This is a genomic window from Pseudomonas sp. SZ40, assembly GCF_052958135.1.
The window spans coordinates 1-23,263 of record NZ_JBQWIF010000038.1 but is presented as its reverse complement, the minus strand read 5'-3'; the positions used below and the strand labels follow the sequence as shown (position 1 = coordinate 23,263).

Annotated in this window: 21 protein-coding genes and 1 pseudogene; 10 read left to right on the top strand and 12 right to left on the bottom strand. The window is 63.2% G+C overall.

What is annotated here, in order from left to right; translation table 11 throughout:
• Positions 1–6 precede the first annotated feature (6 nt).
• The 3 genes from ACT9T4_RS22325 to ACT9T4_RS22315 all read right to left on the bottom strand — a co-directional run bounded on the left by ACT9T4_RS22325 (position 7) and on the right by ACT9T4_RS22315 (position 2,838).
• Complete coding sequence (locus tag ACT9T4_RS22325) at positions 7–855, bottom strand: ABC transporter permease (protein ID WP_499118988.1); 849 nt, start codon at positions 853–855, stop codon at positions 7–9.
• Complete coding sequence (locus ACT9T4_RS22320; protein ID WP_499118986.1) at positions 852–1,658, bottom strand: alkaline phosphatase family protein; 807 nt, start codon at positions 1,656–1,658, stop codon at positions 852–854. The genes ACT9T4_RS22325 and ACT9T4_RS22320 overlap by 4 nt, the downstream gene beginning before the upstream one ends.
• A 121-nt stretch (positions 1,659–1,779) precedes the next feature.
• Positions 1,780–2,838 (bottom strand): ABC transporter substrate-binding protein, encoded by a 1,059-nt coding sequence (locus tag ACT9T4_RS22315; RefSeq protein WP_499118984.1) that lies wholly within the window; start codon positions 2,836–2,838, stop codon positions 1,780–1,782.
• A gap of 314 nt (positions 2,839–3,152) precedes the next feature.
• Here ACT9T4_RS22315 and ACT9T4_RS22310 point away from each other — a divergent pair, with 314 nt between their 5' ends.
• Both ACT9T4_RS22310 and ACT9T4_RS22305 read left to right on the top strand, forming a co-directional pair.
• Positions 3,153–3,869, top strand: a complete 717-nt coding sequence (locus ACT9T4_RS22310; protein ID WP_042552739.1) for a UTRA domain-containing protein — start codon at positions 3,153–3,155, stop codon at positions 3,867–3,869.
• Between the two features lie 456 nt (positions 3,870–4,325).
• Entirely contained in the window at positions 4,326–5,516 is a 1,191-nt protein-coding gene (locus ACT9T4_RS22305) for a sugar transporter (protein ID WP_042552740.1), read from the top strand.
• A 16-nt stretch (positions 5,517–5,532) separates the two neighbouring features.
• On the opposite strand, the gene ACT9T4_RS22300 is transcribed toward ACT9T4_RS22305, so the two are convergent.
• From ACT9T4_RS22300 to amaB, 3 genes are all read right to left on the bottom strand, one after another.
• On the bottom strand, positions 5,533–6,078 hold the full coding sequence (locus ACT9T4_RS22300; RefSeq protein WP_042552741.1) for a GNAT family N-acetyltransferase: 546 nt from the start codon (positions 6,076–6,078) through the stop codon (positions 5,533–5,535).
• A gap of 256 nt (positions 6,079–6,334) precedes the next feature.
• Positions 6,335–7,621, bottom strand: coding sequence for an L-pipecolate oxidase (amaA, locus tag ACT9T4_RS22295; protein WP_499118981.1), 1,287 nt, complete (start codon positions 7,619–7,621; stop codon positions 6,335–6,337).
• Positions 7,622–7,634: 13 nt separating this feature from the next.
• Positions 7,635–9,125, bottom strand: a complete 1,491-nt coding sequence (gene amaB, locus ACT9T4_RS22290) for an L-piperidine-6-carboxylate dehydrogenase (RefSeq protein ID WP_499118980.1) — start codon at positions 9,123–9,125, stop codon at positions 7,635–7,637.
• 197 nt (positions 9,126–9,322) lie between these two features.
• On the opposite strand from amaB, the gene ACT9T4_RS22285 reads away from it, so the two are divergent.
• The 3 genes from ACT9T4_RS22285 (at position 9,323) to ACT9T4_RS22275 (ending at position 12,632) form a co-directional block, all read left to right on the top strand.
• A complete protein-coding gene (locus ACT9T4_RS22285) occupies positions 9,323–10,231 on the top strand; it encodes a LysR substrate-binding domain-containing protein (protein ID WP_042552887.1) in 909 nt (302 codons plus the stop codon).
• Between the two features lie 132 nt (positions 10,232–10,363).
• Positions 10,364–11,761: a 2-oxoadipate dioxygenase/decarboxylase HglS gene (hglS, locus tag ACT9T4_RS22280; protein WP_042552744.1), complete on the top strand. Its 1,398-nt coding sequence runs from the start codon at positions 10,364–10,366 to the stop codon at positions 11,759–11,761.
• Positions 11,762–12,047: 286 nt separating this feature from the next.
• A complete protein-coding gene (locus ACT9T4_RS22275) occupies positions 12,048–12,632 on the top strand; it encodes an eCIS core domain-containing protein (RefSeq protein ID WP_042552745.1) in 585 nt (194 codons plus the stop codon).
• A 6-nt stretch (positions 12,633–12,638) separates the two neighbouring features.
• On the opposite strand, the gene ACT9T4_RS22270 is transcribed toward ACT9T4_RS22275, so the two are convergent.
• Positions 12,639–12,995 (bottom strand): DoxX-like family protein, encoded by a 357-nt coding sequence (locus tag ACT9T4_RS22270; protein ID WP_042552746.1) that lies wholly within the window; start codon positions 12,993–12,995, stop codon positions 12,639–12,641.
• The gene (locus tag ACT9T4_RS22265; RefSeq protein ID WP_042552747.1) at positions 12,988–13,413 is read right to left on the bottom strand and encodes a thiol-disulfide oxidoreductase DCC family protein; all 426 of its coding nucleotides are present in this window, start codon (positions 13,411–13,413) and stop codon (positions 12,988–12,990) included. Before ACT9T4_RS22265 ends, ACT9T4_RS22270 begins: the two co-directional genes overlap by 8 nt.
• A 239-nt stretch (positions 13,414–13,652) precedes the next feature.
• Between ACT9T4_RS22265 and ACT9T4_RS22260 the strand changes: the two are divergent.
• Both ACT9T4_RS22260 and ACT9T4_RS22255 read left to right on the top strand, forming a co-directional pair.
• Positions 13,653–14,486, top strand: a pseudogene (locus tag ACT9T4_RS22260) (PAS domain-containing protein); the annotation flags it as partial.
• Positions 14,466–15,023, top strand: a complete 558-nt coding sequence (locus ACT9T4_RS22255) for a methyl-accepting chemotaxis protein (RefSeq protein ID WP_413694638.1) — start codon at positions 14,466–14,468, stop codon at positions 15,021–15,023. The pseudogene ACT9T4_RS22260 and the gene ACT9T4_RS22255, both read left to right, overlap by 21 nt.
• A gap of 55 nt (positions 15,024–15,078) precedes the next feature.
• Here the strand turns inward: ACT9T4_RS22255 and ACT9T4_RS22250 are convergent, their stop codons facing one another.
• Positions 15,079–15,516 (bottom strand): Lrp/AsnC family transcriptional regulator, encoded by a 438-nt coding sequence (locus ACT9T4_RS22250; protein ID WP_042552749.1) that lies wholly within the window; start codon positions 15,514–15,516, stop codon positions 15,079–15,081.
• Positions 15,517–15,647: 131 nt separating this feature from the next.
• On the opposite strand from ACT9T4_RS22250, the gene ACT9T4_RS22245 reads away from it, so the two are divergent.
• Positions 15,648–16,547 carry a DMT family transporter gene (locus ACT9T4_RS22245; protein ID WP_499118977.1) on the top strand — a complete coding sequence of 300 codons (900 nt, stop codon included), beginning with the start codon at positions 15,648–15,650 and terminating at the stop codon, positions 16,545–16,547.
• A 48-nt stretch (positions 16,548–16,595) separates the two neighbouring features.
• Here ACT9T4_RS22245 and ACT9T4_RS22240 read toward each other — a convergent pair whose 3' ends face one another.
• From ACT9T4_RS22240 to ACT9T4_RS22230, 3 genes are all read right to left on the bottom strand, one after another.
• Entirely contained in the window at positions 16,596–17,654 is a 1,059-nt protein-coding gene (locus ACT9T4_RS22240) for a hypothetical protein (RefSeq protein ID WP_499118975.1), read from the bottom strand.
• A gap of 142 nt (positions 17,655–17,796) precedes the next feature.
• Positions 17,797–19,800 (bottom strand): peptidase U32 family protein, encoded by a 2,004-nt coding sequence (locus tag ACT9T4_RS22235; RefSeq protein WP_499118973.1) that lies wholly within the window; start codon positions 19,798–19,800, stop codon positions 17,797–17,799.
• 190 nt (positions 19,801–19,990) lie between these two features.
• Positions 19,991–20,974, bottom strand: coding sequence for an MBL fold metallo-hydrolase (locus ACT9T4_RS22230; protein WP_179537770.1), 984 nt, complete (start codon positions 20,972–20,974; stop codon positions 19,991–19,993).
• 187 nt (positions 20,975–21,161) lie between these two features.
• Between ACT9T4_RS22230 and ACT9T4_RS22225 the strand changes: the two genes are divergently transcribed.
• Together ACT9T4_RS22225 and ACT9T4_RS22220 are read left to right on the top strand one after the other, a co-directional pair.
• Positions 21,162–22,043, top strand: a complete 882-nt coding sequence (locus ACT9T4_RS22225) for a LysR family transcriptional regulator (RefSeq protein WP_499118971.1) — start codon at positions 21,162–21,164, stop codon at positions 22,041–22,043.
• 81 nt (positions 22,044–22,124) lie between these two features.
• The gene (locus ACT9T4_RS22220; RefSeq protein WP_499118969.1) at positions 22,125–22,769 is read left to right on the top strand and encodes a UPF0149 family protein; all 645 of its coding nucleotides are present in this window, start codon (positions 22,125–22,127) and stop codon (positions 22,767–22,769) included.
• Positions 22,770–23,263: the final 494 nt, after the last annotated feature.

The following is a 23,263-nucleotide window of genomic DNA, read 5'->3' as shown; positions in this document are numbered from 1 at the left end:
GGCCTGTTAGCGCGGGACATGGTAGCTCCTTCGCAGCAGCAACTGGTGGACGAGGGTGATCGCTGCCATCAGGCCGACGAGGATCATCGCCAGGGTGCTGGCCATGTTCGGATCGAGGGAAATGTCCCCGGAAATCATCGCGGCGATGCGGATCGGCAGCACGTTGAAGTTGCCGGTGGTCAGGTAATACACCGTGGCGTAGGCGCCCAGGGCATTGGCCAGGAGAATCACGAAAGTGCCGAGCAGCGCCGGCGTCAGCACCGGCAGGCCGATATGCCGCCAGAAGTCCCAGGTGCCAGCGCCGAGCAGGGCTGCCGACTCGCGCCAGTCCTGGCGCAGGGCGTCGAAGGCGGGGTAGAGCAGCAGCACGCCGAGGGGGATCTGGAAGTAGGTGTAGAGCACGATCAGGCCATTCTTCGAGTACAGGTTGAAGCTCTCGATCAGTCCGGCCTGGATCAGCAGCAGGGTCAGCGCACCGTTGAAACCGAGCAGGATGATGAAGGCGAAGGCCAGCGGTACCCCGGCGAAGTTGCTGGTCATGTTGGAAAAGGCGATGACGAAGTCACGCAGTTTCGAATCCACCTGGCGCAGCGAGTAGCTGCCGATGATGGCGATGAGCATGCCGAACAGGCTCGACCAGAAAGCGATCTGCAGGCTGTGCTTGACCGCCTGCATGTAGAACTTCGAGGAAAACGCCTTCTCGAAATTGCCCAGGCCCCAGCCATCCGGCGTGTTCAGGCTGTTGAGCGCCACCCATACCAGCGGGGCGATCTGAAAGGCGATGAAGAACACCGCGAAGGGCAGCAGGCACAGCAGTGCCAGCCATTTGCCCCGTGGTTTGCGGGTGGTGCTCATTTCAACAACTCCGGGCACGAAGGTTTGTCATGGGGAACGCCGAGCAGCTCGCAGAGGGTGCCGCAAAGCTCCAGTTGCGTCGGGGTCGCGGTCTCGTCGAGGCTGAAGGCATCGCCGAGCACGAACAGCGGCACTTCACGCTCCTCGGCCAGCAGACCGTTGTGCGAGCGGTCATCGTTCATGCCGTGGTCGGCGGTCACCAGTACCTGATAGCCGGCGTCCAGCCAGGTCTGCAGGTAGCCGGCCAGCAGGATGTCGGCGACCCGCGCCGCGTTGCGGTACTGGCTGCTGTCGAGGCCGTGCTTGTGGCCGGCGTCGTCGATGTTCATCGGGTGCACCAGCAGAAAATCCGGCGCATGCGCGAGGCGCAGGCTCTCGGCATCGTCGAACAGGTGCGAGTCCGGGTAGTGGTCGACGTAATAGAAATGTCCGTGCTGGATCGGCAGCTCGCTATCACGGGTATGGCGGTCACGGGCCGCCACGAAGGGCGCACGGTTGTACAGCTCGCTCATCCAGTGGTAAGCGGCAGCCGCAGTGCTCCGGCCGGCGGCGCGGGCATAGTGGAACACGCTGCGTTGATGGCTCAGGCGCACCACGTTGTTGTGCACGATGCCGCTGTCGATCGGTGTCACGCCAGTGAGAATGCACTCGTAGAGCGGCCTGGACAGCGAAGGCAGCTCGCACTCGAGTTTGTACAGCGCTGCACGGCCAGCGGCGCGATACGCCTGCAGATGGCCGAGCGCATGCCGAGCGACCTCGTAGTTGAGGCCGTCGAGAATGACGAGGATGACCTTGGACGGCATGGGTAATCCTGGAGGAGTAGGGTGGATGACGCTTCTTTCATCCACCACTGGGATATCAAAATGGTGGACGGATAAAACGCCAGCTACGCGCCCCGGTCCACCCTACGTGCTGCGGCCTCGCTTACTCCATATTGATGATCACGTTTTCCTGCCACAGCTGCGGCAGGGTTTTCGAGGTCGTTTCCCAGGCGGCGGCGTCCTTGATCGGTTTGACCTTGGCGTACTGCTCGTTGGGCAGCAGCTTGGCCTGCACTTCAGCCGGCAGGGTCAGGTGCTCGGCGCGGATCGGGCGGGCGTTGCCCTTGGCCAGGTTGATCTGCCCGGCGTCGCTGAGGATGTACTCGCGGGCCAGCTTGGCGGCGTTAGGGTTCTTGGCGTACTTGTTGATGATGGTGGTGTAACCGGAGATCACCGAGCCATCGGAAGGAATCAGCACTTCGAAGCGGTTCGGGTCGATCTGGTCGCGGTAGCTCAGGCCGTTGAAGTCCCAGACGATGCCGACTTCCACTTCGCCTTTTTCCAGGGTCTGGATGGTCGGGTTGGCCAGCGACAGGCGCCCCTGTTCGGCGATCTCGGCGAAGTAGTCCAGACCCGGCTGGATGTTCTTCTCGTCGCCACCGTTGGCGATGGCCGCAGCCAGCACGCCGTTGACGGCCTGGGCGGCGGCGCTGACGTCGCCGATGGCCACGCGGTACTTGCCGGTTTTCAGGTCGGCCCAGCTTTTCGGGGCGTCCTTGACCAGTTGCTTGTTGATGATGAAGGCGATGGAGCCGGTGTAGGCGAGCATCCAGTGGCCGTCGGCGTCCTTGGCCCACTCAGGAATCTGGCTCCAGGTGGTCGGTTTGTAGGGCTGAGTCACGCCCTGCTGCACGGCGATCGGGCCGAAGGCGGCGCCCACGTCACCGATATCGGCGCTGGCGTTGTCTTTTTCGGCGGCGAACTTGGCGATTTCCTGGGCCGAGCTCATGTCGGTGTCCATGTGCTTGAGGCCATACTTGTCGCTCAGGTCCTGCCAGGTGTCCTTCCAGTTGGCCCAACTGTCCGGCATGCCGACGCTGTTCACGGCGCCTTCTTTGCGTGCGGCCTGTTCCAGTGCAGTTATATCCGTCTCGGCGGCCATGGCCTGGGAGGCCAGAGCGATGGCGCTGCCCATCAGCGATGCCAGTAGCAGTTGTTTCATTGGAAACTCCTTTGCGTTGAGGGTTGGTCTAGATCAGCAAGACCCAAGCCAATGTAGGCGGTGCCAATGACAGTTTTGTGTCGGCATGGCCGCCGCGCACATCCGGGGCTCGCGACGAGGCCCCGCTCAGCAAGCGTAGACCAGGTTAAGCCTTTGAATTGGCGGGCTTGTCACTGGCATGGGGCGTGCTTGAAAGCAGCCTGTCATCTGCCGGTCATCCGCTTTGCCTAGGCTTGCAGGCGAGCATTGCAGCCAGTCGATGGCTGTTACCTGCCCCGTAATGGGGCTGGTCTAGTCCAAAAGGAATCAGCGTGATGCGCGACGACACGCCACGGGCCGTCACCACCATTTGCCGGGCGTTGCAGGAACAGATCGAGCATGGCCTGCTGCCTGCCGGTGCCAAACTGCCGGCCGAGCGCCGCCTGAGCGAATTGTTCGACACTACGCGGATCACCCTGCGTGAGGCGCTGGGGCAACTGGAAGCCCAGGGCGTGGTGTACCGCGAAGAGCGCCGCGGCTGGTTCGTCTCGCCAGCGCGGGTCGCCTACAACCCGCTGGTGCGCACCCACTTTCACGCCATGGTCGCCGAGCAGGGCAGGGTGCCCGCCACCGAAGTATTGAGTGCGCGGTTGATGCCGGCCCACTCGCAGGTCTGCCAGTTGCTGGGCTTGTCCGGGCTGTCCAGCGTCTACCAGATCCGCCGGGCGCGGCGCATCGACGGGCGTCTGGTGCTGTATGTCGAGCATTACCTGAACCCCGACTATTTTCCCGGCATCCTCGACTACGACCTGACCCGGTCGCTGACCGAGCTGTATGCCAGCGAGTACGACGTGCACTACGGCCGGGTACGTTTCGACATGGTGCCCACCGCACTGCATGCCGACGCCGCCGCGGCGCTGAAGGTAGCGCCCGGCAGTCCGGCGTTGCGCATCGTCCGGGTCAACCGCGACCAGCGCGGCCGCCTTATCGATTGCGACCTCGAGTACTGGCGCCATGATGCGATTCATATCAGCGTGGAAGTGCCGGATTAGGGCTGGTAAGTGGAGGACGCGTTCGTAGGCCTCTACTTGTGGGAGCGGGCCATGCCCGCGAAAAAATCACGGGCATGGCCCGTTCCCACAGGTACTGCATCGATGTCCGCTTCTGCCTTGAAACTACCTCTTTCCACGTTCGTAAACGGCAATCGATGCTCGTTCTGAAGAGCAGCCATCGCCCGCCCTTACAACGCCTTCCCGAGCGTATTGTCGAGGTGCCTGGCCGAGCGTAGAATCGCCGTCGCAGGCCATCCCCATACCTATAATTTTCCGCTCTCCGCATCCGCCACTCCCCGCGTTCATCGCCCCGGGAGCGCGAGCTGCCGTGTGCGTGTTCGTCGTGTATGGGGGCTCCATTTTTTCGTTCTCTTCCTACAGCCGCTCGCTGCCATTCGGGCCGCGGGCGAAAGGCCGTTGTAGCTGAAGCGTTCCCCAAGGGCGGATATCACCCGAATGAACACACCCGAGCAGGCGCATAGCGGTAGCTGGCTGAGCGTGATTGCACTGGCGCTGGGCGCCTTCATCTTCAACACCACCGAATTCGTGCCGGTGGGTTTGCTGAGCCAGATCGGCCACAGCTTCGACATGACCACCGCGAGTGTCGGCCTGATGCTGACCATCTATGCCTGGGTGGTGGCTCTGGCGTCGCTGCCGCTGATGCTGCTGACGCGTAATATCGAGCGGCGCAAGCTGCTGGCTTTCGTGTTCATGCTGTTCATCGCCAGCCACGTCCTGTCGGGCATCGCCTGGAGCTTCAGCGTGCTGATGGTCAGCCGTATCGGGATCGCCCTGGCGCACGCGCTGTTCTGGGCGATTACCGCGTCCCTGGCGGTCCGCGTGGCACCCGAAGGCAAGCAGGCGCAAGCCCTCGGCCTGCTGGCGACCGGTAGCGCGCTGGCCATGGTGCTGGGCATTCCTCTGGGCCGCGTGATCGGCGAGGTGCTGGGCTGGCGCACGACCTTTACCGTGATCGCCGTGGTGGCGGGCGTGGTGGTGCTGTGCCTGATGAAGAACCTGCCGCTGCTGCCCAGCCAGAACTCCGGCTCGCTGCGCAGCCTGCCGGTGCTGTTCAAGCGCCCGGCACTGGTCACCGTGTACGTGCTCACCGCGCTGGTGATCACCGCCCACTTCACCGCGTATACCTACATCGAGCCGTTCGCCCTGGAGGTTGCGGGCATCGCTGGCGACATGATCACCGTGCTGCTGCTGTTGTTCGGCTGTGCGGGCATCATCGGCTCCATCCTGTTCAGCCGCTACAGCGCACGCTACCCGCGCGGTTTCGTGATCGCGGCGATCAGCGTGCTGAGCCTGTGCATGCTGTTCCTGCTGCCAGTGGCCCGCGAGCACGCCTACCTGGCGACCCTCAGCGTGGTCTGGGGCATCGCCATGATGTGCTTCGGCCTGGCCCTGCAGGCCAAGGTGCTGAACCTGGCGTCGGACGCCACCGATGTGGCCATGGCGCTGTTTTCCGGCATCTTCAATATCGGCATCGGCGGCGGCGCCTTGCTCGGCAGCCTGGTGAGCAGCCAGCTGGGCGTGGCCAATGTCGGTATCGTTGGCGGTATGCTCGGTATCGGCGGTTTGCTGCTGTGCTGCGTGACCACCTATCACTTCTCCAGGCCGCTCAAGCCGCAACCTCTCTAGCCTGTTGGGCAGCAGATCAGCTCTGTTGCCGCCGCCATTCTTCACGGCTGATTTCCCAGATCTGCGAAGGCAGCCGGCCAGAGACGTAATCGCTCTCGCCGGTTTCCACCAGGCACATCCCCTCGCGTTCCGAAAGGCGTTGCGAGGCCCTGTTGGCCACGGCCTTGGGCACACGCATCAGCGGCCGCTCCAACACCTCGAACCAGTAGCGATTGACCGCCGCACAGGCTTCGCTCATCAGGCCCTGGCGCTGCCAGGCCGGGGCGATCCAGAACCCCCGGTTGTTGTCTGGCGCATCCATCAGACTGATGACGCCGATCACCCGCTCGGCATCCTTGACCGGGCGCAACGTCCAGTGCCATTCGCCGCCGCTGGCCATCGCAGGCAGGGCGACGTCACGCAGGTAGGTCAACGCGCCATCGGGCGGGTAGGGCCATGGCACGCGGCTATTGAGGTAGCGCACCACTTCCCAGTGGGCGAACAGCGGCTGAATCTGCTCGGCGTCCGCCAGTTGCAGAGGCTGCAGAAGCAGGCGAGGGGTGCTCAGGGTGGGAAGGGGCATGCAGGCATTCCATTGCTGTCGATGAGCCAATGATAGTGCCGATGGATGCAGCGGTTGTCATGCCTGCTTTTCACGCCGCAACGCCTGGGCACGGCAAGTTCTCATCGCCGGCAAGCCAGCTCCTACGCACTGGCGATAACCCGGATCCTGCAGGAGCCGGCTCGCCGGCGATTGGGCCTCAGGCCTGCAACGCCTGCCCAGCTCGTGCAGGGTGGCTGACCATGATGGGGCTATTGGACCGCCGCTTCGAGGTGGCTCAGAGAATGACCCTCAGGCACTGGCCGGCGTGATACAGCGAGAAACCGGTCTCGTACATGCTGCTGCGCAGCTCTGCGCCGCGCAGTGCCTGCATGGGTGAGAAAGGGATGGGCAGCGCTGCGCTGTCGTCGCTCAACAGGAACTGGGCCAGGGCCTTGCCGACCACCGTGCCCGTGGTGTTGCCGCGGCCGTTGTAGCCGGTGACCGCGATCAGCCCGTGAGCAGGCTCGAACAGGCGCATCAGGTGATCGGGGGTGAAGTCGATGCAGCCGGTCCAGTGCAGTTGCCACTCGACCTTGCCCAACTCCGGGAAGTAGTGCTGCTGGATGCGGTCGGCCCAGCCGCGGATGAACCAGTCCGGCTTGTTGTTGGCGCGCCCCATGCTGCCCAGCAGCAGGCGGCCATCGGCGTCGCGGCGGATGCTGCTGAGCACCGTGCGCGTGTCCCAGGAGCCCTGGCCGTGGCGCAGCACCTGATCGGCTGCGGCGCCCTGCAGCGGTACCGAGGCGACCTGGTAGTAATAGCCGCGGAAGTAGTGACGCTGCAGCTGCGTCCATTCGCCCTCGGTGTAGGCGCCCGTGGAGATGATCACCTTCTGTGCGTTCACCGCGCCCTGGCCGCTGCGCACCTGCCAGGCATCACCACTGCGGGTCAGTGCCTTGACCGGCGAGTGTTGGTGGATGCGGCCGCCGAGGCGCATGACCGCCCTGGCCAGGCCCATGGTGTAGGCCATGGGGTTGATGGTGCCGGCCCGGCGGTCGAGCAGGGCGCCGGTGATCCTGTCGGTGCCGCAGTAGTCGGCACAGGCCGCTCCCGTAAGCAGTTCGACATCGGCACCGCGCCGCCGCCACTGCGCTTCGCGATCCTTGAGGTCGGCCAGGCCGGCGGCGTTGTGCGCCATGTGCAGGGTGCCGTCGTTGCGTGCCTGGCAGTCGATGCCGAGGCGCCGGATCTGCGCGAACACCGCAGCGGGTGCCTGGCCGAGCACCTCGTTGAGGCGGCTGCCGTGGCGCTGGCCCAGGGTCGCCTCGACATCATCGGGCTTGATCCAGGTACCGGCATTCACCAGGCCGACGTTGCGCCCCGAGCCGCCGTGGCCCACTTCATGGGCGTCGAGCACGCAGACCGTGCGCCCCTGTTCGAGCAAGTGCAAGGCGGCCGACAGCCCGGTGATGCCGGCGCCGATGATGCAGACATCTGCCTGCGCATCGCCATTCAGCGGCCCGGACAATGATTCGCGCGGCGTGAGCGTTTCCCACAGACAGGCATGCTGCAATTGACGCATGGCGCGACCTCGCTCAGTCGAAAACGATGCCCTGGGCCAGGGGTAGCTGGCGCGAGTAATTGACGGTGTTGGTCTGCCGGCGCATGTAGGCCTTCCAGGCGTCGGAGCCGGATTCGCGACCGCCACCGGTTTCCTTTTCGCCACCGAAGGCGCCGCCGATTTCCGCACCGCTGGTGCCGATATTCACGTTGGCGATGCCGCAGTCGCTGCCCGAGGCACTCTGGAAGCGCTCGGCTTCACGCACGTCGAGGGTGAAGATGCACGACGACAGGCCCTGGGGCACGTCATTGTTCAGGTGCAGGGCATCCTCGAACTCGTCGTAGCTCAGCACGTAGAGGATGGGCGCGAAGGTTTCATGGCGTACGACGTCGGTCTGCCCGGGCATCTCGACGATGGCCGGGCTGACGTAGTAGGCATCCGGGTAACGATCCTGCAACTGGCGCTCGCCGCCGAATACCGTGCCGCCTTCGTCGCGGGCGCGGGCCAGTGCGCTCTGCGTGGCGTCGAAGGCCTGTTTGTCCATCAGCGGGCCGACCAGATTGTCCTGGCGCGGGTCGCCGATGCGCACCTTGCCGTAGGCCGCCTTGAGGCGGGTGACCACCTCGTCCTTGATCGAGCGGTGGGCGATCAGGCGGCGCAGCGTGGTGCAGCGCTGCCCGGCGGTGCCGACGGCGCTGAACAGAATGCCGCGCACGGCGAGGTCGAGATCGGCGCTGGGCGCCAGGATCATCGCGTTGTTGCCGCCCAGTTCGAGGATGCTGCGACCGAAGCGCGCTGCCACTCGCGGCCCGACCTCGCGGCCCATGCGCGTGCTGCCGGTGGCGCTGATCAGTGGCACGCGAGCATCGTCGACCAGCGCCTCGCCCGCCTCACGATCGCCGATGATCAACTGTGCCAGGCCTTGCGGCGCGTCGCCGAACCGCTTCAGCGCCTTGTCGAACAGCGCCTGGGAGGCGAGGGCGGTCAGCGGAGTCTTTTCCGAGGGCTTCCAGATCACCGCATTACCGGCTACCAGCGCCAGGGTGGTATTCCAGGCCCAGACCGCGACCGGGAAATTGAAGGCGCTGATCACCCCGACCACACCCAGCGGATGCCAGGTTTCACGCATATGGTGGCCGGGACGTTCGGAGGCGATGGTCAGGCCGTACAGCTGGCGCGACAGGCCGACGGCGAAGTCGCAGATGTCGATCATCTCCTGCACTTCGCCGAGGCCTTCCTGGGTGATCTTGCCGGCCTCGATGGACACCAGCTCGCCCAGCTCGGCCTTATGCTCGCGCAGCACCTCGCCGAAGATGCGCACCAGCTCGCCACGCCGGGGGGCTGGCACGTCACGCCAGGCCAGAAACGCCTGGTGGCCAGTAGCGATCTTGGCGCGCACCGCTTCGGCGCTTTCCAGGCGTACGCCGGCGATCTGGCTGCCGTCGATCGGCGTGTAAACGGCATGTTCGCCGCCCTGAAAGGTGTGTGGTTGTACACCGAGGCGTTCTAGCAGTTGACCAACCATCGTTCTCTCCTGCGTTGCAGCCTGGTGAAGATCTGGCGTGCTGGGTGCCCGATCATCGGCAGGCTCTGAATAGGGGCGTCGTTTGCAGTGACTTCACGCAGTATCGACCCGAATGTTTTTTTCGAACAAACGACCTTTACGCACCACATCATTCCCTCGGAGAATGAACCATCGCTGCACGAGTTCTCGGAGTGTTCATGTCCAAACGCCTGCTTCCCACCATGGCCGCCCTGCAGTGTTTCGAGTCGGCAGCCCGGCACATGAGCTTCACCCGTGCCGCCGAGGAGCTGCACCTGACCCAGAGCGCGGTCAGCAAGCAGGTCGCGCAACTCGAGGAGATGCTCCAGCATCTGCTCTTCCATCGCATTCGCCGGCGCCTGCAACTGACCCCCGCGGGCGAGCTGTATCTGGCCGAGGTCGACAAGATACTCACCCAGGTCGATATCTCCAGCCGCTACATCCTTTCCTACGGCGGCGAGACCGAGGTGCTGCGGGTATCGACCCAGCCCACCTTCGGGGTGCGCTGGCTGATCCCCAACCTCAAGGGGTTTTCCAGGGCGCACCCGAACATTCATCTGGATATCCGCAATGAGCTGGAGCCCTTCGATCTGGTCCAGGCCAAGGCCGACGTGGCGTTCTTCTACGGCAACGGCACCTGGCCCGGCGCGGTATGCACCGAGCTGTTCGGCGAGGACGTGATCGCGGTCTGCGCGCCGTCGATCCTGCCAACCGCAGCGTTCACCAGCGCCGGGGACCTGACCTCTCTGGTATTGCTGCAATGCGCTTCACGGCCGGAAGCCTGGCACCAGTGGTTCGACGAGCAGGGCATCGATACCGAGTACAGTTACCACGGCCCGCGTTTCGACACCTTCTATATGTGCATACGCGCTGCCCAGGACGGTTGTGGGGTGGCTCTGGTACCGCGTTTTCTGGTCGAGGACGAGCTGGCCGAAGGCAAGCTGGTGATCCCCTGGCAGCACCTGAAGGTCAGCGACGGTGCGCACTACATCGCCTGCGCCGAGCAGTCGCTGGAGTTGCCGAAGGTCCGGGCGCTGGTCGAGTGGGTGCTGGACAGGGCCGGGGTGGAAAGCGCCAAGCGTCGATGATCGTGGTGCAGCATTCCCTGGCGGAATGAAAAGCTGACGAGATGTCGGTTGCCAGGCTGGGTCGGGCTGCGCAGAATCCTGATCAGGTGGCAGCCGGCCGCCGGCTCTGATTCGAGGGAGAAACCACTCACCATGCACACCTCCGCGTTCGTCAGCCCGGACAGTATCCGTGCGCAGTTTTCCCGTGCCATGTCCGATCTGTACCGGAGCGAAGTACCGCTCTACGGCAAGCTACTGGAGCTGGTGGCGCAGACCAATGCGCAGGTCATGCAGGGCCAGCCCGAGGTTGCCGAGCATCTGCGCGTTACCGGCGAGATCGAGCGGTTGGACGTGGAGCGCCACGGTGCCATTCGCCTCGGCACCGCCGATGAACTGTCGACCATTCGCCGGTTGTTCGCGGTGATGGGCATGCAGCCGGTGGGCTATTACGACCTGGCCCCGGCAGGGGTGCCGGTGCACTCGACGGCGTTTCGCGCCACCCATGAAGCGTCGCTGCAGGCCAGCCCGTTCCGGGTGTTCACTTCGCTGCTGCGTCTGGAGCTGATCGAAGATGCCGGATTGCGCGGCATGGCCGCCGAATTGCTGGCCAGGCGACGCATCTTCACCCCGCGTGCCATCGAGCTGATCGAGCAGTGCGAGGCCGCTGGCGGCCTGCTGGCTGGCGAGGCGGACGAGTTCGTCGGCGAGGCACTGGAGACGTTCCGCTGGCACACCCAGGCGACGGTCAGTGCCGAGCAGTATCGGCGGTTGCATGACCAGCATCGTCTGATCGCCGATGTGGTGGCGTTCAAGGGGCCACACATCAATCACCTGACACCGCGCACCCTGGATATCGACGCGATTCAGGCCGGCATGCCGCGCCACGGCATCACTGCCAAGGCGGTGATCGAAGGGCCGCCGCGGCGCAACTGTCCGATCCTGCTGCGCCAGACCAGCTTCAAGGCGCTGCAGGAGGCGGTGGCCTTCGTCGGCCAGGATGGCCCGCAGGGTAGCCATACCGCCCGTTTCGGCGAGATCGAACAGCGCGGCGCGGCACTGACGCCCAAAGGTCGCGAACTCTACGACCGCCTGCTCGACAGCGCCCGCGAGGCCCTGGGCGAAACGCCGAGCGAAGCCAATGCCGAGCGCTACGACGCGCTGATGGCCGAACACTTCCAGGCCTTCCCCGACGATCATGAGGCCATGCGCCGCGATGGCCTGGCCTACTTCCGCTACTTCGCCACGCCCGCAGGTATCGCCGCGGCGTTGCAGGAGGAGCGCCCGCAGCAACTGGATGCCCTGATCGAAGCTGGTCATGTGCGCTTCGAGCCGCTGGTTTACGAAGACTTTCTGCCGGTCAGCGCTGCCGGGATCTTTCAGTCCAACCTCGGGGAAGGCGCGCAGACCGACTACACCGTCGACTCGAACCAGGCGGACTTCCAGGCAGCCCTGGGCGCCAGCGTGCAGGACGAACTGAGTCTGTACGCCGACACCCAGCGTCGCTCGCTACAGGCTTGCGTCAAGGCTTTGGGCCTGGACTCACTGAGCTGACACCTAAGAGCCTGTTCACGATCTTTCTGGGCATGCGTACGGGTAACTACAAGGCAAAAGCGGCCATCGATGCAGTACCTGTGGGAGCGGGCGGGGACGCCCAGTCCATGCCCGCGAAATCACGGGCATGGCCCGTTCCCACAAGTGGCGGTCGGCCGTCCGCTTTCGCCACGTCGCAGTCAAAGTAGATAACGCCCGGAATGGAGATTGGGAACAGTCTCCAAGAGGCTGGACATTCTGCGCCGCTGACGCCAAGGTCGCCTCTTTGCGTAATCGAGAGCGATCCATGTTCAAACGCGGTCTGGCGTTCGTCCTTCTAGCGGTTTTCCAGGTATCCCCCGCGCTGGCCTGTGCACCCGGTGAAACCCAGGTCTGCCTGGGCGGTTGCATCTGCGTACCCGACCCGAACGGCGTGCTGGGTCCCATGCAGGAACAAGCGGGGCAGATCAGTGCGGCTGCACTGGAAAGCTGGATCCTGCGCTCGCGCGAATCGGCGGCGCGCCAGGGCACGTTGCCGATTCCGGCTGAAATCCGTCGCCAGTTGCTGCCGTTCTATGCCGCCGAATTGCTCGACGCCGTGCGCTACAAGGTAGGCGACCTCGATGAGCTGAGCGCCGCGCGCAACGTGATGCAGAACCCCGACATCAAGGCCGTCACCCTGATCGATATCATCGTGTTTCGCGATGCGCAGATGGCCGGGCAGGACGCCGCGCTGTGGGCCCACGAGCTGCTGCATGTGCAGCAGTATCGGGAGTGGGGCACCGCCGGCTTCGCCGCGCGCTACAGTCGCGATTTCAATGCGGTCGAGGCACCCGCCTATCGGCGTCAGGCGGAAATTGCACGTCTGTTGCGCGAGCGGGGCGGCAACTAGTCGCGCCTACTCGGCGCGCTTGGCTCGCAGTGCTATCACGCACAACACGCTGGCCGCCAGGTTGACGGTCACCGGGTTGAACGCATCCGCCAGCAGCGCCGGAACGAAGATCGCCACATCCACCAGCAACAGGATCAGCGCTGCCAGAGCCAACCACAGCGGCCAGCGCTGGCGACGCAGTAGCAGGATCGCCAGCCCCAGCAGGATCTCGGCGACTCCTGCCAGCGCAGCCACGGCGTGAGGCAGGCCATGGGCGTCGAGCATGCGCAGTTCGGTGGGGCTGAGAAACAGCAGCTTCGGTACCAGGCCGTGGTAGATGAAGATCACCCCCAGGGTCAGGCGCGCCAACAAGGCATCAGTCATGCAGGAAGCGCTCGCGGTCTTCGGGACGGGGCATCTGGCAATGATCGTGACGCCCGAACAGGCGGTAGCGATTACGAGCGATGGGATCGTAAGCCCAGTCGCGCACGCTCCGCGGTATGACACCTAGCACCGTCGCCCAGCGCCATGGAGCCGGCAACTGCCGAAGGATCGCCAGAATGGCGTCGCTGCGCTTCAACGCCCGATCACCCTCGACATAGAGCAGCGTGTCGAAATGGTCCAGCGGCATGCCGAACCAGGCCAGGATCGCCTGGCCTTGCGGGGATTGCACGCTGCACAGCTTGAGCTTGCCTGCACGGTCATGGCGGATCAGGAAGCGACTCCAGCCATTGCACAATTTGCATACGCCATCGAACAGCACGACCCGATCACCGGCCTGCAAATAGGGTGGGTAAGCCATGCGTAAGCTCCGTGTCGATGATGTGCCCAGAGTAGCGCAACCGCGGCCTCGGTGACCGAGGTATTGATGGGCGCGTGGCACCTGCGGCGGAAAAAAACATGTCAATTCGTCCCCCGTTCTGCGCCGGCTGGCAGCGCGTCATTATTTGCTTCGAAATCATCATGGCCGCGCACCTGGCCTCTATGCTTGATGGCAGGCGCAGCACGCGCTCGCGTCGTTTACCAAGTTCGCTCAATTAAATGCCCGAGCGGCCGATGACCTTCGACAAGATTGCTTATTGCTTATGGAGAAAGAGCATGTTCGGTAGTCGCTTGAAAAAAGAATTGCAGACCAAGGATGCCGAACTGTCATTGCTGCGGCAGCTTTATCAGGGTATCCAGACCGAGATGATCATGCTGACGGTCGATCCCGAGTATCGAATCATCGATTGCAACGCCAACTTCACCCGTTTCGTCGGCTACAGCGCCGAACAACTGGGCGGTCGGCCGATGACCGATATCGTGCCGGCCTACGTGAAGGCCTTGCCGTGCTTCAAGAACCTGCGCGAGGCGGTGCGAACCGGCAAATCGGTAAGTGATCGCTACCGTTTTCTGCGTGCCGATGGCGCGCTGGTGTGGATTCAGGCCTGCTGGCAACCGGTGCTGGACGAGAGCGGCGTGGTACGACGGGTCCAGTGTTTCGGCTCGGAAATTACCGAGAGCATGAACCGGGCACGTGAGAACGAGGATTTCATCAACGCCTTGCTGCGCTCCACCGCAGTGATCGAGTTCGACCTCGGTGGCAACGTGCTGACCGCCAACGATCAGTTCCTGCAGGCCATGGGGTATGGCCTGGAGCGTATCAAGGGCAAGCACCACAGCCTGTTCTGCGATCCTCAGGAAACCCATACTCCGCAGTACAAGCAGTTCTGGGAGCGCCTCAACCGTGGCGAGTTCGTCGCTGGCCGTTTCAAACGCATCGACAGCCACGGCCGGGTGGTCTGGCTGGAGGCGACCTACAACCCGGTACACGACACCCAGGACAAGCTCTACAAGGTGGTCAAGTTCGCCACGGTGATCACCGACCAGGTGAATCGTGAGGAAGAGGTCAACGACGCCGCCGGTATCGCCTACGGAATTTCCCAGCAGACCGACACCACCGCCCAGCGCGGCGCCCAGGTGGTCACCGACACGGTGCAGACCATGCAGCGGATTTCCGAGCAGATGACCTCCGCGTCCCAGGGTATCGAAGCGCTGGGCAAGCAGTCAGTGCTGATCAGCACCATGGTGCAGACCATCGGCAGCATCGCCCAGCAGACCAACCTGCTGGCGCTCAATGCCGCTATCGAGGCAGCGCGGGCCGGTGAGCAGGGCCGTGGTTTCGCCGTGGTCGCCGATGAAGTTCGGCAGTTGGCCAGCCGCACCAGCAACGCCACCGAGGAAATCGTCGGCGTGGTTCAGGAAAACCAGAAACTGGTGGATGCCGCCGTGCGTGACATGGCCAGCAGCCGCACCCAGGCCGAAGCGGGTCTGGAGCTTGCCAACGAGGCCGGTGACGTGATCGTCGAAATCCGCCAGGGCGCCAAGCAGGTGCTGGCTGCGGTCGAACGTTTCGCCAGCCAGTTGAAGTAGCCCGTCAACCAGGGAGTGCGCTGGAGAAAGACGGCCGCTGTGCCGCCGATGGCTATCACGACATCGGCGGCAGGCGACGCTTCACCGTGGTCTTCTTGACGATGGCGGTGTTGGTCACCGCATGGATGTTGATGCGGTCGAGTATCTCGTCCAACTGCTCCATCGAGCGAACGTGAAGCTTTGCGATGAAGCAGTCTTCCCCGGTGACCTTGTCGCATTCGGTGAACTGCGGGGTCGCCTCGATCTGCCGCTCCACCTCATGCAACTGCCCCGGCAGCGGGCGGATCCGCACGATTGCCTGTAGCTGGTAACCAAAGGCACGGGGATCGATATCCACACCATAGCCCTTCAGTACGCCTCGTTCTTCGAGCTTGCGCAGGCGCTCGGCAACGCTTGGCGATGACAGGCCGCTGATCTGTGCCAGGGCCTTGAGCGAGCGCCGGGAGTCTTCGGTCAGCGCAACGATCAGCAGATGGTCGATTTCGTCGGTCATGGTCGAACCTTAGGCTTTTTTCTCTAAGTGCCATGATAGTAAAGGCTGGATGGGGTTTCTGCCTTTCTTTCGCCATGGAGTGGCACCCGGTGCGCTTGCCATACTTTGCGCACTGCAAAAGGAGCTCCCTAATGGACAAGCAAGTGAATCGAGGCTCGCTGGAAATGATTGCTGCCATGCTCATTTCCGGCACCATCGGCTGGCTGGTCATGCTGTCTGGCCTGCCGGTGATCGACGTGGTGTTCTGGCGCTGCGTGTTCGCCGCCGTGACCTTGCTGCTGGTCTGCGCCTGCATGGGCTTGCTGCGCCCCGGCCTGCTGACCCGCGTCACCCTGTTGCTGGCGGTTGCCAGTGGCCTGGCCATCGTCGGCAACTGGCTCCTGCTGTTCGCCTCCTATTCGCGCGCCTCGATCGCCATCGGCACCGCGGTGTACAACGTACAGCCCTTCATGCTGGTCGGCCTGGCGGCGATCTTTCTCGGTGAGAAACTCACCCTGCAGAAGTTGGCATGGTTGTCGGTGTCTTTCCTGGGCATGCTCGCCATCGTCGGTGCCCATGGCAGCCAGGAGCAGGGGGGCGGCGACTATCTGCTGGGCATCGGCCTGGCGCTTGGCGCAGCGTTTCTCTATGCGATTGCAGCGTTGATCATCAAGAAGCTGACGGGCGTACCGCCGCATCTGATCGCGTTGATTCAGGTCAGCGTCGGCGTACTGGTGCTGGCGCCGCTGGTCGACCTTTCCAGCCTTGCGCATGGTGAGCAGGTCTGGTCAATTCTGATCACCCTGGGTGTGGTGCACACGGGCGGCATGTACGTGCTGCTGTACGGTGCCATTCAGAAACTGCCCACGGCGTTGACCGGTGCGCTGTCCTTCATCTACCCGGTCGCCGCGATCGCCGTCGACTGGATCGCGTTCGACCATCGACTGAGCATGCTGCAGTGGCTGGGTGTCGCGGCGATCCTGCTGGCCGCCGCGGGTATGCAGCAGGGGTGGGGGCTGCGTTCGAGATCGTTCAGGGCTATTGGCGGATGAGCCACCGCCGCGTGTGATCGCTGGGCGCATTGACGCGGGTGACTCGGCTCATTTGGGCGCCTTGATCACGAGCTTGATGAAGCGTGACGGCACCTGGATCAACCGGTCACTCTCTGCCGTGGTCTTGAACGACAGTGTGTCGCCCATCAGCCAGACCACATGCACGTTTTCCAGCGAGCACCGCTCATCCAGCGCCAGCGCCTGCCTGGTTTCTGCGTCGCAATACGCGTCGTCGAAGATGATCCGTTCTGCCTGGTAGTTGCCCAGGCCGATGCTGCCAATGGTCTTGTCAGGCAACGCGGTTAACAGACCGCTGTAGAAGGCGATCAGCAGCGCGAAGAAAGTGGCGAAGTGCAGGGTGAAGCTCCAACCGGCCACGAAGCTGATGGCACAGAGTCCAGCCAAGGCACTGATCAAGAGCGGGGTGCCGTAGACGACGCAGGCCCGCAGCAGGCCGCTCTCAATCCGGTCAATGCCGGTGGCTGCGTCGCGAATGATCAGAAAACTGAAGAGCGCAACGATCACGGCCGGAATATAGGCGGACCACATGTAGCGTAGAAAACTGTAGCTGCGCAGCTCCAGCAGCTTTTGCACCGCCAGCCCGGAGACCAGGGTGACCAGAGCTGGGATCAGAAAAATTGCCGGCTGAAATAGCGACGTGTAGTTGATTGTCACGTACATCACGCTGAGCGCGCTGCCGGCGAATGGCGCAATGTAGACCAGGCCGATCAAAATCCCGACAAACCGATAGGTCTGCCTGTCGCTGGACGGTCGGATATAGCGCAGGTCATCTTTGATGGCGGGGGAGTTGGTGAATCCGTAGTGCAGCCAGGCGCCGGGAACCATCAGCAGTAAAACGTAAGTGCCGATGAGCACGAAGCCGAGAATGGCTGCGGCCAGCAGCAACGAGGAAAACTGGAACAGATCGAAGGTCGGGTAGAACCCGTGTCGGTTGAAGTAGAAGAGGAAGATGGCGAAGCCGAATAATGGCGGACAGAATTTGGCGACAGGAGAGGAGTACCGGGCAAAGAAACGCTGCGAACGCTCGATCACGTGATCGATCAGTTCGTCGCTGTCCATCGAGGGTTTATCCAGCCAGCGGGTCATGCGGCAACATCCTTGTCGATAGTCGAGGCGGGCTCATCGGTGTGCCCGCCTGTCTGAGTTCTTCGCTGTAGCGTTCGGCCTTGGCCTTAACCATAGGGGAACGATGCAGCGTGTTCCACCCTACACAGGTCCCTCACCTCGCTCAGTGCGGTCCGCGCTGGCGTGCGGTCTTCATCAGGTCTTCCGGGGTGATGTGGCCGACCACCTGAGCCGCGGCGCTGCCGGGTAGTGGCAGGTCGAGGATATGGCCCTTCATCTTGCCTATCACGTGCATCTCGCAAGGCTTGCAGTCGAATTTCAGGGTCAGCACTTCATCGCCGTGTACCAGTTGCATCGGTGCGACCTTGGTCTTCACGCCGGTGACGCCCTTGGCCTGTTTCGGGCACAGGTTGAAGGAGAAGCGCAGGCAGTGCTTGGTGATCATCACCGGCACTTCACCCAGTTCCTCGTGGGCCTCGTAGGCTGCGTCGATCAACTGTACGCCGTGGCGATGGTAGAACTCGCGAGCCTTGTGGTTGTAGACGTTGGCCAGGAACGACAGGTGCGACTCCGGGTAAACCGGGGGCGGTGTGCTTTCGGCCTTGCGCCCGCCCCGCGGGTGGGCGGCGATGCGGGCTTCGGTCAGCGCGTCGATGGCCTCGCGGCGCAGGCTCTTGAGCTGCGAGTTCGGTACGAAGAACGCCTGGGGCGCATCCAGTTCGACGCCTTGGGCATGGTAGATGGTGGTGCCCAGTTGGGTGAGCAGATCACGCAGCCCATCGAGGGCCTGCTCCGGTTTGTTGGCCGCACCGAACGGGCCGTCCAGGCTGGCAGAGGCGCTCAGGCCTTCCTCGCTGGTTGCGGTCAGGGTCAGGCGTTCTTCGCGCAGTTCTGCTTTCCACTGGATACCGATGCGGCGCTCTGCGGAGGTCTTGAGCAGTGCCTGCTGCCAGTTGTGGTCGAGGTTACGGCTCAGTGGATGGTTGGGGCGCAGGCGGAACATGCCCGCCGGCATCTCGTTGGGCTCGACGCGATAGCGCCAGCGCTTCTCGCCGTCTTCTTCGAACTCTTCTTTCAACTCGGCAATATTGGTGCGAAAGCCCACCACTTCGCGTTTGACCAGCACATTGAGGCCGTCACCGTTGGACAGCGGTTCAAAGGTAACGGCGATCAGGTCGCGCTTGTTCACTTTCTCGACGTGGCCAACGGAAAGCCCGGTGAAGGTCGGCGAATCGAAGGCGCCGATATCGACCTTGCGGTCGGTGACGAAGTAGTCGGTGCTGCCGCGGTGGAAGGTCTTGTCCGGGTCGGGCAGGAAGAAATGCGCCGTGCGGCCGCTCGAGGCACGGGCGAGATCCGGGCGGTCTTCGAGGATGTCGTCGAGACGCTGGCGGTAGTAGGCAGTGATGTTCTTCACGTAGCCCATGTCCTTGTAGCGGCCTTCGATCTTGAACGAACGCACGCCAGCTTCGACCAGCGCGCGCAGGTTGGCGCTCTGGTTGTTGTCCTTCATCGACAGCAGATGCTTCTCGAAGGCTACCACGCGACCCTGATCGTCCTTCAGGGTGTAGGGCAGGCGACAGGCCTGGGAGCAGTCGCCGCGGTTGGCGCTGCGGCCGTTCTGGGCGTGGGAAATGTTGCATTGCCCGGAGAAGGCCACGCACAGCGCGCCATGGATGAAGAATTCGATGGCCGCATCGGTTTCATCGGCGATGGCGCGGATTTCCTGCAGGTTCAGCTCGCGGGCCAGGACCAGTTGCGAGAAACCGGCCTGATCGAGGAACTTGGCCCTGCCCAGGGTACGGATGTCCGTCTGCGTGCTGGCGTGCAGCTCGATCGGCGGAATGTCCAGATCCAGCACGCCCAGGTCCTGCACGATCAATGCATCCACGCCCGCGTCGTAGAGCTGGTGGATCAGCGTGCGCGCTGGCTCCAGCTCATCGTCATGCAGGATGGTGTTGATGGTGGTGAACACCCGGGCGTGATAGCGGCGGGCGAACTCCACGAGCCCGGCGATATCGCTGACATCGTTGCACGCGTTGTGCCGTGCGCCGAAGCTCGGGCCGCCGATGTAGATGGCGTCGGCGCCATGCAGGATGGCCTCGCGGGCGATGCTGACATCACGGGCAGGGCTGAGCAGTTCCAGGTGGTTCTTGGGCAAGGACATGTTTTTTCTTTATAGGGCTGAGCACGGTCGAGGTGCGCATTGTACCGGCCTGCGGGGCGGAGGGCACCCCGAGCCGCCGGTTGGTTGCCTGTAGCCGGCGGCCAGCCCTGCCAGCAGGCGCCGAGCCTGCACAACTCTGCCGCCCTCGCAAGTCGTTCAGGTGCCGTCCTGCCCTGGAAAGCTAGGAGCACTATGGCCGGAAACGATAATCCACCGGTACGAAGGCATAGCCCTGGCCGTCCTGGCGTAGATGGCCGATGCCGGGATAAGGCAGGTGAGCAGCGGCAATGCGCTCGCGCTGTGCGACGAAGGCATCGAAGCGGTTCTTGCGCTGGGCGGAGGCACTCGGTTGGTCGAGGTCGAAATCGATGGTGACCTTAGGGTTGGGCATCTGCACGGCATAGACATGCACCAGGTCGCCGATAAAGGTGATGCTGTCTTCCCCATTCTTCAGGCGGAAGTTGCTGTGCCCAGGCGTATGGCCTGGAGCCGGGATCGTGGTGATTCCTGGCAGCACTTCACTGCTGCCCTCGAAGGTTTTCACCTGACCCGATGCCAGGTAGGGCGAGATGCTGTCGCTGGCGATCTTGAAGTAGGACTTGTCATAACCGGGTACGCCGTTTTGGCGGTCGGCGGCCAGGAAATAGTCGATATCGCTCTTGGCCACATGCACCACGGCATTGGGGAACACGATCTGCCCGCCCTGAACCAGGCCACCGCTGTGGTCGCTGTGCAGGTGGGTGATGAGAATGTCATCGATCTGCTCCGGCTTCACGCCGATCCGCGAGAGGCTGCCTAGCAGCTTGCCGCCGGTGTGGGCGCCGAAAAGAGTGCCTGCGCCAGTATCGACGAGCACCAGACGCTTGCCAGTGTCGATCAGAAAGGCGTTGATCGAGGTTTCCACCGGATTGGTCTGGAAGCCGCGCGCGAGCAGTTTGTCGATCTGCTCGGTGGACAGTCCCTTGAGCAGCGCATGGCTGTCCACCGGAACCGAACCGTCGCTCAGTGCCGTGACCTGCAGCTCACCGACATTGAAGCGGTAGTAACCGGCCTGAGTGGCCTGCTCGGTTGTTGCGCTCGCTGCCAGCGCCGGTTGTGCAGCATGGGCGGGGAGCGCGCCTGCAGTGGCAAGGGTCAGGGCGCTGAGGAGGAGGGCGAGGGGCGTGCGAGACATGGATGCTCCGTTGTCGATTGGTTCGCTCGGGCTCGATCAGGTATCGGTATTAAGGATGCCTGTAAGCCAACATAGGTTGTTTTCTCTGGTGCTGCTAAGCTAACGCCGCCAGGCTCAGGGGTGTTAGTGGGCAGATTCCATACGAGGTATTGGTGATTTGGATATCAGACGCTCGGAGCTTCCCCTGTTGATCTCGCTTGACGTGCTGCTGGAAGAGCAGAATGTCACCCGCGCCGCCCGGCGTCTGAATATCAGCCAGTCGACCCTGTCCGGGCAGCTTTCGCGGCTGCGTATGTTGTTCGGCGATGCACTGCTGATGCCATCCAGCAACGGGCGCGGTATGGTGCCGACCCCGCGAGCGCTGGAGCTGCGCGGGCCGCTTGGCCAGGCGCTGGCAGGCCTGCGTGAGGCGGTGGTGAGCGACAGCGAGTTCGTCCCCGCAACCTCGCGGCGAACCTTCGTCATCGCTGCCAACGACAACGTATTCACCATCGCCGGGCTCTCGGTAATGGCTCAGGCCGCAGCGTTGCAAAACCCGGGACTGCGCATTGCCTCGATACCGGCGAGCGAAGAAGGTTTGGTCGAGCGCATGGCGCGCGGTGAAGTCGATCTGTTTCTCGGTGATGCGGCCAGGATTCCGGATGTATTGAAGATTCGCTTCCTCAAGAGCGATCACTTCCTGATGGCCCAGCGCATTGGCCACCCGCGTGGCAAGGTGGTGCCGACCCTGGACGAGTACTGCCAGCTGCAGCATGTGATCGTGTCGCAACGGGCGCATTTTCATACCGCCATCGACGATGTTCTAGCGGATCTGGGGCGTGTACGCCACGTCGCCATGGCCGTGCCCAGCTACAACCAGGTCGCCTTGGTACTGGCGCACAGTGATCAGGTGGCAACCATGCCAAGCCGCTTGCTGGCTCGTTACGATTCCCTGCTCGAAGTGGTCGACCTGCCATTCGATATTCCTCAGTTCCAGTTTTCGATGGCCTGGCACCCGAGGGCGCACCATGATCCGGGGTCGATCTGGCTGCGTGAGCGCTTCATCGAAGCCATCACGGCAGGGCATTGATCGGCACAATTGCCGGCAAGGCTTTTGGGCGATGGCTAACTGTGGGACATTAGCGGCCTTTTTTGCCGGGGAGCGTTTTCGATGGATAACAAGGGGCTCGAAAAGCTCGACCAGTTGCTGCTCAAGTACGGCAACGATGATTCCGTTCTGTCCGCCAGCGAGCTGGATGGTTTCTTTGCCGGGATCGTCTCCGGGCCGCGGCAGATCGACCCGGGTGTCTGGTATCCGGCCATCTGGGCCGACAAACTGCCCCGCTGGCCAAGCGACAAGGAGGCGGAAACCTTCAGGAAGCTGGCCATCGAACTGATGAGCGAAGCGGCTTACATGCTTGGCGAAGAGCCGGACGATTACGAGGCGATCTTCCTGGCCGACAACAACGGCAAGGGTGAAAAGCTCATCGTTTCCGAGTGGTGTGCGGGTTACCTGCATGGCGCGAATACTGCCGGTTGGCTGGATGACGGGTTGCCCGAGGCGCTGGAAGCCTCGTTGGCGGTAATCATTCTGCACGGTGCAGAGAGCGGCTCGGAAGCGCTCAATGCCATGTCAGACGATGAGTACGATGCCTCCGTCGCCACCCTCGAACCAGCTGCGGTGGCGATCTACGCCTACTGGCAGGAACATCTCGAACCGTTGCTGCCGGTACGTCGGGACGAAACCAAGGTTGGCCGTAACGACCCATGCACCTGCGGCAGCGGCAAGAAATACAAGCAATGCTGCATGCAGTGAGCTCGCCCCGGGCATCATCTGCATAGGCGCCGGCTTGCCGGCGATTGATAAGCAAACCGTCAGTTTGCCGAATGGCCGCAATCGATTCGCCCCGGGGGCCGGGCTCCTACCGAGTTGATAACCCACTCGGCCTCGTAGGAACCGCGACCCCGCGGCGAATGGCGGCGTCACTGCCGATTCTGCTGGATGGCCACCCACGCATCTCCCGCAAGCGGGCTCCTACACTGGCAACGCGGATACGGCGATGTTATCGGGGTACCGGACCGTAGGAGCCGGCTTGCCGGCGATTGGTAAGCGAACCGGCAGATTGCCTGACGGCCGCAATCGATTCGCCCCGGGGGCGGGGCTCCTACCGAGTTGATGATCCACTGGGCCTCGTAGGAACCGCGACCCGGCGGCGAATGGCGGCGTCACTGTCGATTCTGCTGGATGACCACTAACGCATCGCCCGCAAGCGGGCTCCTACACGGGCAGCGCGGATGCGGCGATGTTAT

What these genes read in the sequence shown, in the direction of transcription:
- ACT9T4_RS22275 (WP_042552745.1), top strand. Translation starts at nt 12,048, where the DNA reads ATGTTCAAACGCGGTCTGGCGTTCGTCCTTCTAGCGGTTTTCCAGGTA.
- ACT9T4_RS22235 (WP_499118973.1), bottom strand. Translation starts at nt 19,800, where the DNA reads ATGTCCTTGCCCAAGAACCACCTGGAACTGCTCAGCCCTGCCCGTGAT.
- amaA (WP_499118981.1), bottom strand. Translation starts at nt 7,621, where the DNA reads ATGCGTCAATTGCAGCATGCCTGTCTGTGGGAAACGCTCACGCCGCGC.
- ACT9T4_RS22220 (WP_499118969.1), top strand. Translation starts at nt 22,125, where the DNA reads ATGGATAACAAGGGGCTCGAAAAGCTCGACCAGTTGCTGCTCAAGTAC.
- ACT9T4_RS22305 (WP_042552740.1), top strand. Translation starts at nt 4,326, where the DNA reads ATGAACACACCCGAGCAGGCGCATAGCGGTAGCTGGCTGAGCGTGATT.
- ACT9T4_RS22240 (WP_499118975.1), bottom strand. Translation starts at nt 17,654, where the DNA reads ATGACCCGCTGGCTGGATAAACCCTCGATGGACAGCGACGAACTGATC.
- hglS (WP_042552744.1), top strand. Translation starts at nt 10,364, where the DNA reads ATGCACACCTCCGCGTTCGTCAGCCCGGACAGTATCCGTGCGCAGTTT.
- ACT9T4_RS22300 (WP_042552741.1), bottom strand. Translation starts at nt 6,078, where the DNA reads ATGCCCCTTCCCACCCTGAGCACCCCTCGCCTGCTTCTGCAGCCTCTG.
- ACT9T4_RS22245 (WP_499118977.1), top strand. Translation starts at nt 15,648, where the DNA reads ATGGACAAGCAAGTGAATCGAGGCTCGCTGGAAATGATTGCTGCCATG.
- ACT9T4_RS22315 (WP_499118984.1), bottom strand. Translation starts at nt 2,838, where the DNA reads ATGAAACAACTGCTACTGGCATCGCTGATGGGCAGCGCCATCGCTCTG.
- ACT9T4_RS22285 (WP_042552887.1), top strand. Translation starts at nt 9,323, where the DNA reads ATGTCCAAACGCCTGCTTCCCACCATGGCCGCCCTGCAGTGTTTCGAG.
- ACT9T4_RS22250 (WP_042552749.1), bottom strand. Translation starts at nt 15,516, where the DNA reads ATGACCGACGAAATCGACCATCTGCTGATCGTTGCGCTGACCGAAGAC.
- amaB (WP_499118980.1), bottom strand. Translation starts at nt 9,125, where the DNA reads ATGGTTGGTCAACTGCTAGAACGCCTCGGTGTACAACCACACACCTTT.
- ACT9T4_RS22320 (WP_499118986.1), bottom strand. Translation starts at nt 1,658, where the DNA reads ATGCCGTCCAAGGTCATCCTCGTCATTCTCGACGGCCTCAACTACGAG.
- ACT9T4_RS22230 (WP_179537770.1), bottom strand. Translation starts at nt 20,974, where the DNA reads ATGTCTCGCACGCCCCTCGCCCTCCTCCTCAGCGCCCTGACCCTTGCC.
- ACT9T4_RS22310 (WP_042552739.1), top strand. Translation starts at nt 3,153, where the DNA reads ATGCGCGACGACACGCCACGGGCCGTCACCACCATTTGCCGGGCGTTG.
- ACT9T4_RS22270 (WP_042552746.1), bottom strand. Translation starts at nt 12,995, where the DNA reads ATGACTGATGCCTTGTTGGCGCGCCTGACCCTGGGGGTGATCTTCATC.
- ACT9T4_RS22325 (WP_499118988.1), bottom strand. Translation starts at nt 855, where the DNA reads ATGAGCACCACCCGCAAACCACGGGGCAAATGGCTGGCACTGCTGTGC.
- ACT9T4_RS22265 (WP_042552747.1), bottom strand. Translation starts at nt 13,413, where the DNA reads ATGGCTTACCCACCCTATTTGCAGGCCGGTGATCGGGTCGTGCTGTTC.